The sequence below is a fragment of the Streptomyces sp. NPDC060366 genome (assembly GCF_042725135.1).
Lineage (GTDB): Bacteria > Actinomycetota > Actinomycetes > Streptomycetales > Streptomycetaceae > Streptomyces.
In genome coordinates, this window is record NZ_JBHXDC010000007.1 from 361,075 (window position 1) to 377,078 (window position 16,004).

Sequence of the window (16,004 nt, forward strand, 5' to 3'; positions counted from 1 at the left end):
CCGACGTCCCCGACCGGCGGGTGGGCCGCACCGCGGCCGACCCGTCCATGCGATCGAGGAACGGCCTCGTCAGCCGTTGCGTGGACCAGGGAAGGCCCCCGGGCGCGCCTCCTCGCGGAGCGGCTGCGCGGCCACCGTCGGCTGCGGTGGCATCGACCGCGCCGCCGGCACGGCCGGGACCCCCTGCGCGGGGCCCGCCGGGCGGGGCTGTGCGGTGTCGGCCGGGCGGTCGCCCTCGGTAAGGGCCGCCTGCTGGGCAGCGCGCCTCGTACCGTAACGGCGGTGCACCGCCTGCTTGGTGACACCGAGCGCCGAGCCGACCGCGTCCCACGAGAAGCCCAGCGAGCGATCGAAGTCCACGGCCGCCGTCACCAAACTCTCGACACTGTCGCGCAGTTCCTGTGCGAGACGGACGGTCGGGGCTGGCGCCCGGCCGTAGACGACGAAGCCCGTCGAGGGGCCTGAACGACGCGGACGGTAGACGTTGCCCAACTGGGCTGTGAGAGTGCGCAATGCGTCCACCTGCCGGCGGACGCGCTCGATGTCCCGCACCAACAGGTGCAGATTTGCCCGGGCTTGTGCGTCGTGGGTTGCGTGGTCGGCCATGAACAAGCCTCTCGAACCGGCGTTGAAACGGATCGGGCCGCACCGGGCGGCCCGTTTGAGGTCAATCTCCCTTGACAACGCGCCACCCGCCGTTGTGGTCACGCTGCGGGGGCGTATGCGCATATGCCTGGGGCGCGCGGGCTCCCGTACGCCCCCTGCCGCCCCGGTCTCCGGACGGCCCATAGACTGGTGCGCTGTCCGTCGCCGGCCGCGCCGCAACCCGCCGCCCGCCCGCCGACGCCGGACCGGAAGCCGCACGAGAGAGCGAGGAAGTCCCGCAGTGAAGCTCGTCTTCGCAGGCACCCCCGAGGTCGCCGTACCAGCCCTGGACGCACTGATCGCCTCCGACCGGCACGAGGTCGTCGCCGTCGTCACCCGCCCCGACGCGCCCTCCGGTCGGGGCCGCAGGCTCGTCGCCAGCCCCGTCGCGCAGCGCGCCGAAGAGGCGGGCATCGAGATCCTCCGGCCCGCCAGGCCCCGCGACGAAGCCTTCCTGACCCGGCTGCGCGAGATCGCCCCCGACTGCTGCCCGGTCGTCGCCTACGGGGCGCTGCTGCCCCGCGTCGCCCTCGACATCCCGGCCAACGGCTGGGTGAATCTCCACTTCTCCCTGCTGCCCGCGTGGCGCGGGGCCGCCCCCGTGCAGCACGCGGTGATCGCCGGGGACGAGACGACCGGCGCCGCCACCTTCCTCATCGAGGAAGGGCTGGACTCGGGACCGGTGTACGGCGTGATCACCGAGGACGTACGGCCCACCGACACCAGCGGTGACCTGCTGACCCGGCTCGCGTTCGCCGGTGCCGGACTGCTCGCCGCGACCATGGACGGCATCGAGGACGGCACGCTCAAGGCCGTGCAGCAGCCCACCGAAGGCATCTCGCTCGCACCCAAGCTCACCGTCGAGGACGCGCGGGTCGACTGGGCGGCGCCCGCGCTGCGCGTCGACCGTGTCGTACGCGGCTGCACCCCCGCCCCCGGTGCCTGGACCGTCTTCCGTGGCGAACGCCTCAAGCTGATCCAGCTCACGCCGACGCCCGACCGTACCGACCTCGCCCCAGGGGAGCCGGCCGTCGGCAAGAACTCCGTGCACGTCGGCACGGGCTCGTACGCCGTCGAACTGCTCTGGGTCCAGCCGCAGGGCAAGAAGCCGATGCGGGCCGCCGACTGGGCCCGCGGCGTGCGGATCGCCGCCGGTGAGCGGCTCGGCGCGGCCGAGGGGGCCGCGGACGTACGCTGAGAGTGTCCGGCCGCCACACGCGGGCACCCTCGCGCGCGGCGGCACGTACACACGTCGCGTCTTCACGCGCGCCGTCTCCACCCGGCACCCTCATCCACGCGTAGCACCTTTGCGGAGCACCTTTGAACGAGCAGGCACGTCGCCGTCCCTCCAAGACCTACCGCCGTCCCAAGAAGGATCCCGTGCGGATCCTCGCCTTCGAGGCGTTGCGGGCCGTCGACGAGCGCGCCGCCTACGCCAACCTCGTCCTCCCGCCCCTTCTCAAGAAGGCCAGGGAGGCGGGTGACTTCGACAACCGCGACGCGGCGCTCGCGACCGAGCTGGTCTACGGCACGCTGCGCCGCCAGGGCACGTACGACGCGATCATCTCCGCCTGTATCGACCGCCCGCTGCGCCAGGTCGACCCGCCCGTGCTCGACGTACTCGCCCTCGGCGCACACCAGTTGCTCGCCACCCGCATCCCCACGCACGCCGCCGTATCGGCGAGCGTCGAGCTGGCCCGCGTCGTGCTCGGCGACGGGCGCGCGAAGTTCGTCAACGCCGTGCTGCGGAAGATCTCCAAGGACGACCTCGACGCCTGGGTGGAGCGTGTCGCACCGCCTTACGACGAGGACGCCGAGGACCACCTCGCCGTCGTCCACTCGCATCCCCGCTGGATCGTCTCCGCGCTCTGGGACTCACTCGGGGGCGGTCGGGCCGGCATCGAGGACCTGCTCGAAGCGGACAACGAACGCCCGGAGGTGACGCTCGTCGCGCGCCCGGGGCGCGTCTCCGCCGACGAACTCCTCGACACACTGGGCGAGGAGTCCGGACTGCCGGGGCGCTGGTCCCCGTACGCGGTCCGGCTCACCGAGGGCGGCGAACCGGGCGCCATCGACGCCGTACGCGACGGCCGGGCCGGAGTCCAGGACGAGGGCAGTCAGCTCGTCGCCGTGGCGCTCGCCAACGCGCCGCTGGAAGGCACCGACACGCGGTGGCTCGACGGCTGCGCGGGCCCCGGCGGCAAGGCGGCGCTGCTGGCCGCGCTGGCCGCCGGGCGCGGCGCGCGGCTGCTCGCCTCCGAGAAGCAGCCGCACCGGGCGCGCCTGGTCGAGCGCGCGCTCGCGGGCAACCCCGGCCCGTACCAGGTGATCACGGCCGACGGCACCCGCCCGCCGTGGCGGCCCGGCGTCTTCGACCGCGTCCTGGTCGACGTCCCGTGCACCGGCCTCGGCGCCCTGCGCCGCCGCCCTGAGGCCCGCTGGCGCCGGCGCCCCGAGGACCTGGAGGGCTTCGCGCCGCTCCAGCGGTCACTGCTGCGCGAGGCGCTGAAGGCCGTGCGGGTGGGCGGGGTGGTCGGCTACGCCACGTGCTCCCCGCACCTGGCCGAGACGCGCGTTGTGGTGGAGGACGTGCTCAAGGGCAGGGGCGGCCCCGCCGCCGAGGCCGAATGGGTCGACGCCCGGCCGCTGATGCCCGGCGTCGCTGCGCTGGGGGACGGCCCCGACGTCCAGCTGTGGCCGCACGTCCACGGCACGGACGCGATGTACCTGGCGTTGCTGCGGCGTACCGCCTGAAGCACGCAGGCTCGCAGGTTCTCGGCGAGCGCCTCCCGGTCGGCCTCGCTGACCCGTCGCCCCCTCCGCATCTCGTACCCCTGTCGCATCGGCGCAAGGCGAAGATCTGAGCCCCTGGAGGGACGGGAGGCCGGCCGGAATCCTGAAAGAGTGAGACGTCGTCGGTGCAGCGGTCGGAGTGGGTCGCGGGGGTGCCGTCACATGCCGATGAGGTCTCTCGTAGGAGTTGCGATCGTGGCGAATGAGCGCCTGGTGACATGGATCTGCCATCCGGACGACTTTCTGCCGGAGTACGTGGACAAGATCACCGAGCAGATGACCGAGCGCTGGGCGGAGCCCTGCGCGAGGCACGGATTCGCCTTCCGGTTCATCAGCGCGAACGAGCTCGTGCCCGCGTGCGACGAGCGCCCCCGGCTGTGGCACGACGGGGTGGATCTGCTCCAGACGCGGCAGGCGTACATCGTGGACGATGTGAGCGGCGACCCGCAGGCCACTCACTTCCTTCGGGGCATCTACCGGGCCATCGACGCCAGCGACTCCGTCCTGCTCAACCGCTCGCTCGTCGGGCCGGAGTGCCTGGAGCGCGACAAGCTGGCGATCCTGGCCCGTGCGTCGACGCTCGGGGTGCGGGTGCCGAAGACGGTGGCGCTGCCCTTCGGGCGCTACGCGCGCAAGGGTCTCGATGTCGTCCGCAAGGAGATCGGCGAGGGGCCGTACATCCTCAAGGCACGCGAGATGGGCATCGGCTTCGGTGTGCTGAAGCTGGACAGCTACGAGCAGTTGCGGGCCGCCGTCGACATCGCGTCCCAGACCGGGCAGAGCTACATCGTGCAGGAGTATCTGCCCAACAAGGGTGATCTGCGGGTGGCGATGGTCGACGGGAAGTTCGCCGCGAGCATGCTGCGCAGCCCGGCGGAGGGCGCGTATCTCGCCAACATCACCCAGGGCGGCAGTTCGAGCGCCAACCCGGACGTGGCGGCCGTGCTCGGCGACGTGGAGCGGATCGTCGCGGATCTCCAGGCCGGATATCTCTGTGTGGACTGGCTGCTGACCGACGACGGGCCGGTGCTCGGCGAGTGGGGCACCGCCATGGCGGAGTTCTCCTCGATGCCCGAGCCCGCCCGGTCGCAGCTGGCCGACGCGTTCTTCCCGTGGGTCGGCCGGCTGCTGTCCGAGCCCGCCCCGGCGCCCAGCGCATGACGGGAACGGCTACCGAGACGGGGACGCCGAAGGCGGGCTGGTACCCCCGGGCCGTGGGAGCGGGGCTGGGTTTCACCCTGCTGTCCAACTTCGGTCTGGCGATGGTGCTCACGCTGCTTCCGGTGGCGGTCCTGCACGGTGGGCGGATCGCCCCGTCCGTCTTCTCCTTCGCGCTGTCCGTGCATGTCGGCTCGGCCCTGGTCGGCGCGCTGATCACGCCGATAGCGTTCAGCCGGGTCCATCCGGCCTGGGTCCTGACGATCGCCTCGTCGCTGAAGGCCGCCGGATTCGTCACCGTCGCCGTCAGCACCTCGGCCCCGGCGCTGTATCTCTTCGCGGTGCTGGCCGGTCTCGGCGTGGGCATCTCACGCCCCGCAGTGCGTTCCCTGCTGGTCGCCGCGGCGACCGACGACCGCCGCAGCCAGGTCTTCCAGGTCTTCTTCATCCTGCTGAACACCGCCTATGTGCTGGCGCCGCTCGCGGCGGGGCCGGTCGGGCGGGCCGGGGTTCCCGCGCTGCTCGTCCTGGCCGTCGTCGAGACGGCGATCGGGATCACCGTCGGACTCCTCGCCCGGGGGCTCGACTTCGCGCTGCCGCCCCGGGGAGCGAACGGGCTGCGTGGTCGGCTCACCGTCCTCAGGACGCCCGCGGTGGCGGTGGTGCTCGGCTACACCTTCGCGATCTACTTCGCGATGGGGTTCCTCTACGCGATGATCCTGCTGTACGAGGTGGTCAACCCCGCCCAGGCGGAGCACCGGACGCTGTTCCTCAGCTTCCAGCCGCTGGCGATCATCGCCATCCAGCTGGCGCTCCTCCCGTTCTTCACCCGGCTGAGGCGCCGCGCGCTGTATCTGATCGTCGCGGTGGGCGGGGGCACGGGGCTCGTGCTCTCCTTCACCGGCAGTCTGACGCTCATCCTCGCGGGGCTGACGCTGTTCGCCGTCGCGGAGTGTCTGGCCTTCCCGAAGATCCAGGTGGAGGCGGCGGACACGGTGCCGCAGTCACGGCTGACGGATGTCATCGCGCTCGTCAGCCTGGTCACGGCCATCGGTGAGATCTGCGGGAACATGGCGGCCGGGCTCGCGGTCAGCACCTCCGCGTCCTGGCTGCCGCAGCCGGCCCACTTCGGCATGGGGGTGGGTGTGCTGGCCGGGCTGGCGCTGCTCGTGGGCGGTCTCGCCGTCACCCGGTACGTCATGCCCTCGGGCGCTTCCGAGGCCACGCCCGAGGTCGCGCCCGGCGGTTCCGCCGACGGCTCACCCGACGGCTCACCCGACGGCTCACCCGACGGCTCCCCCGACGACTCGCCGGACGCCCCGCCCGGCGCCTCGTCCGCCCGGGACCGGACCTGAGCGTGGGAGCGCCGGTGCCCGGTCAGTTCTGACTGTCGATCAGCTTCCCCAGGAGATAGCCCGCGTGCATCCGGTTGCGGGCCCCGATGCGCGACATGATCTCCGAGATATGGCGCTGGCAGGTCCGCAGGGACATGCCCATGCGGCGGGCGATCACCTTGTCCTCCAGCCCTTCCACCAGCAACCGCGAGATGGAGAGCTGGATCTCGACGGAGGTGCTCTTGACCTGGCCCCGGTCGTACGAGACGGGGAACGGTCTCGCCACCGGCCAGGCGCGTTCGAACGCCTGCACGGCGAAGTCCACGATGCTCCGGTCGCTGACGACCACGGCACCGTCCCGGTCGTACTGCGGCAGGACCGCGATCTCCCGGTCGAAGATGATCATCCGCATCAAGGCGTCGCCGAGCATGCGCACTTCGACGCCCCGCTCCGTCACATGGCGGACATAGTCCACCGTGACCTGGGAGAACTGGGCGGTGTGCTGGTAGACGGTGCGCATGGTGATGCCGCGGCTCAGCACCGCTTCCGTCCGTTCGAGGGACTCGCGCAGCACATCGGCGGGCCGGGCGCCGCCCGGCTGGGAGGTGAGGATCTCCGTCCGCGCCCCTGCCGAGAGTTCGGTCAGGACCGCCCGTACGGCGGCGACCTCGGGCAGGATCTCGATCCGGGGGCGGCGCAGCCGCTCGGCGGGACTCCGCTCGTAGATCTTGGTGAGGGCGTCCAGCTCCGTCATCATCCTGATGATCTGCTGCTGGCCGCTCTCCAGTTGCCTGATGGCGGGGGCGATGACGCCGGCGCCGAGCGCCCGGGGCGAGCCCGGTGTGTACGTGCCGTCCCCGGCGGAATCGATCAGATGTAACTCCGTGAGGCGGCCGACCAATTGCCGCGCCCGTTCGATTCCGATTTCCAGCGCGGCGGCGATCTGCTCGACGGACGCGTTCCCCGAACCGCAGAGGAATGCGTAGGCCGAGGTGATCTCCTCGTCTATCGGGAGCGGGGAGCGATCAACATGGTGAGCTGGCATATTCACTGCACTACCTCATGTCCGAAAATTCCAGATTAATCCGTTCAGGCAATTTGGCGGGTTTTCGGCCCGTCGCATTCTCGCCTGGCGGCATTACGACGTGCATGCGCACTGGCGGCCCCCTCTCGGCGGATGGCAGATTTACGTCGTATCAGGCACTGATTACGTCGGGGGAGAAGCGAGTCGTGCTGCGCGCAATCACATGTCCAGCCGTGCCATATCCGACCGTGGCCGAAATTCACCGCGGGACGGTGTGCTCACCGTCGATGGCGGACATCGGCCCTGATCCCGGACCGGGCAGGGCGTGATGTCCGAACTGCGCTACGGAGAGTACATTCTCGTTCACCGCACACACAACGGCCGGATCGCCGAACTGGTCCTGAATCGGCCAGAACGCATGAACGCGGTTTCCGCCGACTTCGGCGCCGCGCTGGCCGACGCGACGGCTGATCTCGGACATGACTCCTCCGTCGGCGTCACCGTCATCACCTCCCGCTGCGAACGCGCCTTCTGTGTAGGCGCCGACCTCAAGGAACGTGCCGGCTACACCGAGGCCGACCGGGCCGCGGCGCGGCCGGGCAGCCGGGCGGCGTACGCGGGCGTACTGGCGCTGCCCATGCCCGTCGTCGCCGCTGTTCAGGGCTATGCGCTGGGCGGTGGCTACGAGATCGCGCTGTCCTGCGACGTCATCGTGGCGGACCCCGGGGCGACCGTGGGGCTGCCCGAGACCACGGTCGGGGTCATTCCGGGCGGCGGCGGTACGCAGCTGCTGCCCCGCAGGGTCGGCGCGGCGGTCGCGGCCCAGCTGATCTTCAGCGGGCGACGGGTACCGGCCATCGAGGCACGCGACCTCGGGCTCGTGGACGTCCTCGCGCCCGCCGGTGCGGTCCGCGCCACGGCTCTCGACCTCGCGCGGACCTACGCGGCCAACTCACCGGTGGCGCTGCGCGCCGCCAAGCGCGCGCTGCGACTGGGGCAGGGCCGGGATCTGGCGGCGGGGCTCGAAGTCGAGGACGCCGCCTGGCGCACGGTCGCCTTCTCGGCCGACTGGGCGGAGGGCGTCGCCGCGTTCAATGACCGCCGCCCACCGGACTGGCCCGGATACGGAGCGGCGGACCGGAACGGGAATCGGCCTGCGGCAGTGAACGTACCGCCGTGAGGAGGGCGTCGGGGCATATGCGGTAACCGAAATTCACCTGTTTCCAGCCCGGCGACAGCGGTGCAATGGCCGAAAAGCATGCCTCGTTCGAGTGGTGTGGACAGGCGAATTTGTTGAACAGTGGACCAAGTGAGGAAATCGTGCTGGGGGAAATGGATCCGACCTCGCGCCACAGCGAGGCGCGTGCCGGTGAGTCGTCAAAGATTGAACTGGCAGAGAATCTCGACATTCTGACGCGGGCGCAGCTTGAGGAAATGCAGCAGCGCAATCTCGCCCGCACCGTGGACGCCCTGAAGAGGAATCCGGCGGTGGCCGCCCGCTGGCCCGGCGCGCTCGACGTGCGGGTGCCGCGCGATCTGCTCAAACTCCCCCTGTTCTCACCGGCCGATCTCCAGGCGTCCTGTCCGCCCGCCTCGGAGAATCTGGTGCTCGGCGACGGCCGCTCCGGGCTCGTCCTGCGCTCCAGCGGTACATCGGGACGGCGCAAGATGATCTACCACTCGTGGGAGTTCAGCCGCCGGGTCTCGGCTCTCGGCGCGCGCGGGGTGCGCAGCGCGCTGCGGCCGCATCCCCGCCGTATCGCCAACTTCCTCTACCCGGGCGAGCTGAACGGCGCGTTCACCTTCGCCCAGGAGGTCACGGAGCTGCTGCCGGCCATGTCGTTCCCCATGGGCAGCAGCGCCCTCGCCTCCCCGGAGACGGCGGAGCTGCTGCGCGAGAACCGGGTGGACGCGGTCATCTGCTCACCCTCGGCGGGGACGGGGCTGCTGACCGGCGACGCGACACGTGAACTCCTGCGCGGCGTGGGCAGTCTGCTGTACATCGGGGAGATCCTCGGTGAGAGCAGGGAGCGTCAACTCGCGGACGCCCGGCCCGATCTGCGGGTGCGGTCGTTCTCGTACTCCACCAGCGAGACCGGGCCCGTCGGCTACCAGTGCACCTACCAGAGCGGTTCGACCCACCATCTGCACGAGGACGTGCTGGTGGTCGAGGTGGTCGACACGGACGCCGAGCGGATACAGCCCGACGGCCGGGTCGGCGAGGTCGTCGTCACGATGCTCACCGACTCCGGTATGCCGCTGCTGCGCTACCGGATCGGCGACGAGGGATTCATCGAGACCCGTCCCTGTCTGTGCGGCAGCGCCGCGCGGCAGCTGACCCTCACGGGCCGGGTGGGCATGTCCATGAATGTCGACAGCACCACCATCTCCCGTGATCTGGTGATGGAGCAGTTGGCGACGCTGGGCATCAGCGACCCGGCCGACTGTCAGTTCCAGGTGACCCAGCACGATCCGGGCTTCTCGATCCGGCTGCTGGTCTCGGAGCGTACGCCGCCCTCGGTCACGACCGAGGACGCCGTCGCCGCGCTGCACGGCGCCTACCACATGGGGAGGGTCTTCACCGCGCCGCTGTACCGCGGGCTGACGCTGGAGCGGGTCGACAGCTCCGAGTTCCACCACACGGCACGGGGCAAGACGCCCTTCTTCGTCGACCGCCCGGCCGGCTGAACTCCCTTCAGCGGCACGTCCGTCACACCGCTCCCGCGAGATTTCCGCGCCGCTTGCACCGCCGCTCCGACCGCTCCTTCTCACGCATCCGTACGCATCCCTGGAGACACTCCGATGCCACTTACGACCGAACGGCACAACTGGGTAGCCACGCGCGTAGACAAGACGTCGGACGCGCTGACCCGGGCCATCGCCACCGACCTGACCAGCCATGTCTTCACCGGGCGGGAGGGGAAAGAGGTGACGCTCGCCGACGGCCGCAGCGCCGTCGAGTTCATCTCCTGCTCCTATCTGGGCCTCGACACCCACCCGGCCCTGGTGGAGGCGGCCGTCGCCGGCCTGCGCCGGGTCGGCGTGCAGTTCTCCTCGTCACGCACCCGGATGCGGTACGAGGACCTCGAATCGCTGGAGCGGATGCTCGGCGTCATCTACGGCGGCCGGCACGCCACGTGCTTCACGGCCGTCGGCAGCGTCCACCTGGGGGTGCTGCCGCTGCTGGGAACGGGTGTGCTGCCCAGCTACCCCGTGTCGGCGAGCGGGGTCACCTTCCTGATCGAGCGCACCGCGCACGCGTCCATCCAGGTCCTGCGCGGCGTGCTCGAACAGATCGGCGATGTGGACCGGTTCGACTGTGAGGACCTGGACGACCTCACCGTCCGGCTGGCGGCGGTACGCGACGCCGGCCGCACGCCGATCGTCCTCGTGGACGGCGTGGGGTCCATGGGCGGGCTCATCGACGTGGCCGCGCTGTACGACCTGTGCGCGGCGGCCGAGGGCTATCTGTACGTGGACGACGCGCACGGTGTGTCGATCACCGGCGAGCAGGGGGCGGGTTTCGCGTACGAGGAGTTCCGCCACCTGCCCGGCGGGCTGCCCGCCTCGGTGATCCTCGTCGGCTCGCTCGCCAAGGCGTTCGGCGGCAGCAACGGCGGCTTCGTCCTGCTGAACACCGAGGAGGACACGGTGGAGCTGCGAAGATTCGGCAATCCGCTGATCTTCGGCGGCCCCATCGCCCTTCCCGTCATCAGCGCCTGCCGGGCGTCGGCGGAGCTGCATCTCGACGGTACGGTCGCGCGGCTCCAGCGGGATCTGTGGCGCAACACCGAACTCTTCGACTCCCGCACGGGAGGCGCGCTGTTCAACGCGGGCACCCGGTCGCCGATCCGCGGGGCGCTCTTCAAGAGCGAGGAGGACGCGCTGGTGGCCGCGGCGCGGCTGCGCAAGGCGGGTGTCATCGTCACCCCCGCGTTCTTCCCGACCGTGGCCAAGGGCAGCGGTCTGATCCGGATGGCCGTCTCGGCCGCGCACACCACCGAGCAGATCGAGCTGGCCACCAACGAGCTGGAGGTGCCGGTATGACCGCCACAGCACCCACCGCCCCGGCCTCCCTCGCCGCCGCCGTCCCCACCGCGCCCGGAACCCGGGCGCCCGGACAGCGGCTCAGCACGGCGAACGCGGGGCCCCGGCCGTCGGTTGTCGGCTTCGGTACGGCCACCCCCGCCAACTCCTACACACAGCGCGAGATGCTGGAGCTGTTCGGCATCGAGGACCCCCGGATCAGGTCCGTCTTCCTCAACAGCGCCATCGAGCGCCGCTATCTGACCCTGCCGCCCGAACTGGCCGACGGCACAAGGAAGACCGAGACCCAGGGCGAACTGCTCGCCAAGCACAAGGAGCAGGGCATCAGGACGGGCAGGGAGGCACTGGAGACGGCCCTGAAGCGGGCCGGGCTCGCGCTCTCCGATGTCGGATACCTGTGCTGTGTGACCACCACGGGACTGCTCACGCCCGGTTTCTCCGCCCATCTGGTCAAGGACGCGGGGCTGCCGGTCTCCACCGGCCGGCTCGACGTCGTGGGCATGGGCTGCAACGCCGGCCTCAACGCCATGGCCGCCGTCGCGTCCTGGTCGGCGGCCAACCCCGGGCAGGCGGCCGTCATGGTCTGCGCGGAGGTCTGCTCCGCCGCCTATGTCTTCGACGGCACCATGCGCACCTCGGTGGTGAACAGCCTCTTCGGCGACGGCGCGGCGGCCGTCGTGATGGTCACCGACCCGGCGGGAACGGCACACGCGGCGCACGACGCGCACGCGACGCAGACGGCGGAAGCCGACGAGGCGGCGCCCGTGGGCACCGTGCTGAAGGCCGCCAGCCGCATCATCCCCGAAGCGGTGGACGCGATGCGCTACGACTGGGACGACGACCAGGGCAAGTTCAGCTTCTTCCTCGACCGTGACGTGCCGTATGTCGTCGGGGCGAACGCCGAGGAGGTGGTCGACCGGCTGCTCGGCGGCACCGGTCTGGAGCGCGCGGACATCGACCACTGGCTGGTCCACTCGGGCGGCAAGAAGGTCATCGACTCGGTGAAGGTCAACCTCGGCCTCAGCACGTACGCGCTTCGCCACACCACCGGGGTGCTGCGCGACTACGGAAACCTGTCGAGCGGCTCGTTCCTGTTCTCCTACGAGCGCCTGATGGAGGAGGGCCGGGTACGGCGCGGTGACTACGGCGTGCTCATGACCATGGGCCCCGGCTCCACCATCGAGACGGCGCTCGTCCAGTGGTGACAGCACCCGGGCCACCGCACCGACCGCACCCAGCGCACCCACCGCACCGACCGAACCACCCCCACTGCCCCCACCACCCTCACCGCCCTGACCGGCGGACGACGAAGGAAGTGTGACCGTGTCCGGCACGGATACCGATACCCCCAGCGCCCTGACCGTCCGTCTCCACGACGAGGCAGCCGCCGTCCTGACGGTCGGCGACGAGGAACTGACCCCGGCGCTGGTCGACCGGGTGCGCGCCGCCGCCGAGAAGGCGGAGGGCGCCGACCGCGGTGTCGTCCTGCTCCTGCTGGGCGGCGCCGGTGCCGCGGAGGGCGCGTCCCCCGCCGGTACGGGCATCCATCTGGTCAACACCTGGGAGCGGGCACTGCGCCGGCTGGAGACCTCGGGGCGCCCCACCCTCGCGCTCGTGGAGGGCACCTGCACGGGCCCCGCGCTGGAGACGCTGCTCACCGCCGACTACCGGATCGCGGCCGGCGACGCGCGCCTGCGGCTCTCGGGCGCCGAGGACGGCGCCTGGCCGAGCACGGCGGTGCACCGGCTGGCGCAGCAGATCGGCACGGCGCGGGCGCGCCGCCTGCTGCTGCGCCGCCCCTGGCTGGACGGTGAACAGGCCGCTGATCTGGACCTGGTGGACGAGACGGCGGACGGCGGCGAGGCGGCCCTGCGCCGCGCGGTGCTGGTGGCGGGCGAGCTGTCGGCCGTGCCGGGCCGCGAGTGGTCGATACGGCGCAGACTGCTGTTCGACGCCACCCTCAGTTACGAGGAGGCCCTGGGCGCCCATCTGGCCGCGTGCGACCGCAGTCTGCGGCGCCGCACCACGGCCGGGCAGACAGGGGCCGACCAGGCCGCGGCGGAACAGACTTCGGCCGAACAGGCCGCGGCCGACGGCTCGTTGGCCCGGGCGCGCTGATCTCCCGTACGAAGCGGCTCCCCGCCCGCCCGGACGGGGACCCCGCACGGCCCCCCCTCTCCCTCTCCCTCCTCCTCCGTCCGAAGGAACCGCGTGCCGACGTCAGGCTCCCCCAGATCCGTCTCCGCCCCCGCCGCCGCCCCCGCGGGCGGCGGTGAGCTGTCGGCCGCCGCCCTCGCGCTGGCCGCCGAGATCCGCGACCGCGAGGCACCGCTGGCCGCGCTGCCGCCGCGCTCCGACCGCTCCGAGGAGCAGCAGCTGGGGGCCGCGGCGATCCACCGCGCCTGCCGCGAACTGCGGGCCGCCTTCCTGCGGGCCCACGCGGCGGCGGTCTACGACCGGCTGACCGAAGGACGTACCGTACGGCTCGGGCTGACCGAGCTGGCGGGCGCGGCGGCCGAGAGCTTCCCCGGACTCGTCCCGGACGGCGCCCAGCTGGCCGAGGAGCTGCGCCACGCGCAGGCGGACAAGGAAGGCCGGGAGATCGACCAGGGCATCTTCTTCCGGGAGCTCCTGCGGCTGCCCGGCGCGGGCGCGCATCTGGTCGACGTGATGCGGGACCCGACGCCCCGGGCACACGCGCTGCTGCCGGACTTCCGGGCCACCGGACGGGCCGAGCTGGGCAAGGTGACGGTGGAGCGGCACGGCGACGGCGGCCATGTGACCTTCCACAACGACTCCTGTCTCAACGCCGAGGACAACGAGCTGATCGCCCAGCTCGAAGTGGCCGTCGACCTCGTGCTGCTGGACGACGGGATCAGGGTGGGGGTGTTGCGCGGCGGGCCCATGACGCACCCGCGCTACCGGGGGCGGCGGGTCTTCAGCGCGGGCGTCAACCTGGCCGATCTGCACCACGGCCGGATCTCGTTCACCGGCTTCCTGCTCCAGCGCGAACTCGGCTACATCAGCAAGATGTACCGGGGTCTGTCCACGGGGGGCCGCCCGGACACCTTCCCGGCGCACGGCGTGGAGAAGCCGTGGGTGGCGGCGGTGGAGACGTTCGCCATCGGCGGCGGCACCCAGCTGCTGCTGGTGATGGACAAGGTGATCGCCGCCGCCGACTCATACCTCAGCCTCCCCGCCGCGCAGGAGGGCATCGTGCCCGGCGCGGCGAACTTCCGGCTGGCGCGGCTGACCGGCGGCCGGGTGGCCCGCCAGGCGGTGCTCGGCGGACGCAAGATCTGGGCGGGCGAGCCGGACGCCCGGCTGCTGATCGACGAGGTGGTCGACCCGAAGGCGATGGACCGGGCGGTGGACGACGCGGTGACCCTGCTGGCGGCGCCCGCCGTGCTCGCCAACCGGCGCATGCTGCGTGTCTCGGAGGAGCCTGTCGACGCGTTCCGCGCGTACATGGCGGAGTTCTCGCTGGCCCAGGCCGAACGGCTCTACGGCGAGGACGTGCTGGACAAGGTGGGCCGCTTCACGGCGCGGTCGGGGACGGGGCCCTCGGCCACCGATCCGCTGAAGCCCGGCACACAGCCCGGCACAGAGCCCGGCGGGGAGACCGGCGCAGCGGCCGGCACGAGGACGGACACGCGGACCGGCGCGGAGACGGGCCGGTGACCGCCGGGGCGGGTGTCGTCCTGCGGCGCGAGCGCCTGCACAGTTCCCTGGGCTCTCCCGCCATGGGATCGATCAACTTCCTCAACGAGGTGATGGGCCGCTTCCCCGACGCGCTCTCCTTCGCACCGGGCGCCCCGCACATCAGCTTCTTCGACCAGATCGACATCCCCCGGCACATCGACCGCTATCTCCGCCATCTCACCGAGGACCGGGGGCTCAAGCCCGACGGGGCCGAACGGCTCCTCTACCAGTACGGGCCCAGCCGGGGTCTCATCGGCGATCTGGTGGCGGGTGCGCTCCGCACCGACCAGGGCATCGACGTGCCGCCCGAGTCCGTGGTGATCACGGTCGGCTGCCAGGAGGCGATGCTGCTGGCGCTGCGCGCGCTCGCCGCCGAGCCCACGGACCTCGTGGCGGTCGTCAACCCGTGCTTCGTCGGTCTGTCCGGGGCGGCCGGCCTGCTCGGCGTGGACCTCGTCCCGGTCGACGACACCGACGACGGGATCGACTTCGCCCAGCTGGACGACGTGTGCCGGGCCGCGCGCGAGGCGGGCCGCCGTATCCGGGCGCTGTACGTCGCGCCGGACTTCTCCAACCCGTCCGGCGGCTTCCTCGGTCTCGCGGACCGCCACCGGCTGCTCGACGTCGCCGCCCGCGAGGACTTCCTCCTGCTGGAGGACAACGCCTACGCGTTCACCGCGCACCAGCCGGGCGCGCTCCCGCCTCTGAAGGCGCTGCCCGGCGGTGAACGGGTCGTGCATCTGGGCACGTTCGCCAAGGTGTGCATGCCGGGAGCCCGCGTCGGTTACGTCGTCGCCGACCAGCGGGTACGGGACGCGGCGGGCCGCACCGGACTGCTCGCCGACGAACTCGCCACCCTCAAGAGCATGGTGACGGTCAACACCTCGCCCATCGCGCAGGCCGTCGTCGGCGGCATCCTGCTGGAGCACCGGGGCTCGCTGGCCTCGGTCGTCAGCGCCAAGGCCGCGCTGTACCAGCGCAATCTGCGTCTGTTGCTGGACGCGCTGGAGAGCGCGCTCGGACCGGGCACCGGCGCGCCCGCCGGGGTCTCCTGGAACCGGCCGCGCGGAGGCTTCTTCGTACGGGTCCGGCTTCCCGTACCGGCGGACGAGCGGCTGCTCGAACGGTCCGCCCGCGAGTTCGGCGTGTTGTGGACTCCGATGTCCCACTTCTATCTGGGCAGCGGCGGGGACTACCAACTCCGCCTGGCTTGCAGTTACTTGGACCCCGACGCGATCAAGGAAGGCGTCGCCCGGCTGGCCCGCTTCCTGCACGCGGTATGTCCCTCCTGACGGTAAATC

13 protein-coding genes are annotated in these 16,004 nt (G+C 71.6%); 11 read left to right on the forward strand and 2 right to left on the reverse strand.

What is annotated here, in order from left to right; all coding sequences use genetic code 11:
• Positions 1-69: 69 nt before the first annotated feature.
• The gene (locus ACFWHU_RS20295) at positions 70-606 is read right to left on the reverse strand and encodes a hypothetical protein (protein ID WP_385801414.1); all 537 of its coding nucleotides are present in this window, start codon (positions 604-606) and stop codon (positions 70-72) included.
• A 280-nt stretch (positions 607-886) separates the two neighbouring features.
• Between ACFWHU_RS20295 and fmt the strand changes: the two genes are divergently transcribed.
• From fmt to ACFWHU_RS20315, 4 genes are all read left to right on the forward strand, one after another.
• Complete coding sequence (gene fmt, locus ACFWHU_RS20300; protein WP_387226065.1) at positions 887-1,843, forward strand: methionyl-tRNA formyltransferase; 957 nt, start codon at positions 887-889, stop codon at positions 1,841-1,843.
• 122 nt (positions 1,844-1,965) lie between these two features.
• Positions 1,966-3,399, forward strand: coding sequence for an RsmB/NOP family class I SAM-dependent RNA methyltransferase (locus ACFWHU_RS20305; protein ID WP_385801411.1), 1,434 nt, complete (start codon positions 1,966-1,968; stop codon positions 3,397-3,399).
• Between the two features lie 234 nt (positions 3,400-3,633).
• The gene (locus tag ACFWHU_RS20310) at positions 3,634-4,599 is read left to right on the forward strand and encodes a RimK family alpha-L-glutamate ligase (protein ID WP_387226069.1); all 966 of its coding nucleotides are present in this window, start codon (positions 3,634-3,636) and stop codon (positions 4,597-4,599) included.
• Entirely contained in the window at positions 4,596-5,951 is a 1,356-nt protein-coding gene (locus ACFWHU_RS20315) for a hypothetical protein (protein WP_387226071.1), read from the forward strand. Before ACFWHU_RS20310 ends, ACFWHU_RS20315 begins: the two co-directional genes overlap by 4 nt.
• A gap of 22 nt (positions 5,952-5,973) precedes the next feature.
• Here the strand turns inward: ACFWHU_RS20315 and ACFWHU_RS20320 are convergent, their stop codons facing one another.
• Positions 5,974-6,975 (reverse strand): LuxR C-terminal-related transcriptional regulator, encoded by a 1,002-nt coding sequence (locus ACFWHU_RS20320; RefSeq protein WP_385801405.1) that lies wholly within the window; start codon positions 6,973-6,975, stop codon positions 5,974-5,976.
• 307 nt (positions 6,976-7,282) lie between these two features.
• Here ACFWHU_RS20320 and ACFWHU_RS20325 point away from each other — a divergent pair, with 307 nt between their 5' ends.
• From ACFWHU_RS20325 to ACFWHU_RS20355, 7 genes are all read left to right on the forward strand, one after another.
• Complete coding sequence (locus ACFWHU_RS20325) at positions 7,283-8,134, forward strand: enoyl-CoA hydratase/isomerase family protein (protein ID WP_385801403.1); 852 nt, start codon at positions 7,283-7,285, stop codon at positions 8,132-8,134.
• A 254-nt stretch (positions 8,135-8,388) separates the two neighbouring features.
• The gene (locus ACFWHU_RS20330; protein ID WP_387226074.1) at positions 8,389-9,642 is read left to right on the forward strand and encodes a hypothetical protein; all 1,254 of its coding nucleotides are present in this window, start codon (positions 8,389-8,391) and stop codon (positions 9,640-9,642) included.
• Positions 9,643-9,756: 114 nt separating this feature from the next.
• Positions 9,757-11,001, forward strand: coding sequence for an aminotransferase class I/II-fold pyridoxal phosphate-dependent enzyme (locus ACFWHU_RS20335; protein ID WP_385801399.1), 1,245 nt, complete (start codon positions 9,757-9,759; stop codon positions 10,999-11,001).
• On the forward strand, positions 10,998-12,206 hold the full coding sequence (gene dpgA / locus ACFWHU_RS20340) for a 3,5-dihydroxyphenylacetyl-CoA synthase DpgA (protein ID WP_387226077.1): 1,209 nt from the start codon (positions 10,998-11,000) through the stop codon (positions 12,204-12,206). Before ACFWHU_RS20335 ends, dpgA begins: the two co-directional genes overlap by 4 nt.
• Positions 12,207-12,324: 118 nt before the next feature.
• Complete coding sequence (gene dpgB / locus ACFWHU_RS20345; RefSeq protein ID WP_387226080.1) at positions 12,325-13,119, forward strand: enoyl-CoA-hydratase DpgB; 795 nt, start codon at positions 12,325-12,327, stop codon at positions 13,117-13,119.
• Positions 13,120-13,212: 93 nt separating this feature from the next.
• The gene (dpgC, locus tag ACFWHU_RS20350) at positions 13,213-14,682 is read left to right on the forward strand and encodes a (3,5-dihydroxyphenyl)acetyl-CoA 1,2-dioxygenase DpgC (protein ID WP_387226083.1); all 1,470 of its coding nucleotides are present in this window, start codon (positions 13,213-13,215) and stop codon (positions 14,680-14,682) included.
• Positions 14,679-15,995, forward strand: a complete 1,317-nt coding sequence (locus tag ACFWHU_RS20355; RefSeq protein ID WP_385801391.1) for a PLP-dependent aminotransferase family protein — start codon at positions 14,679-14,681, stop codon at positions 15,993-15,995. The genes dpgC and ACFWHU_RS20355 overlap by 4 nt, the downstream gene beginning before the upstream one ends.
• The last annotated feature ends 9 nt before the right edge of the window (positions 15,996-16,004 follow it).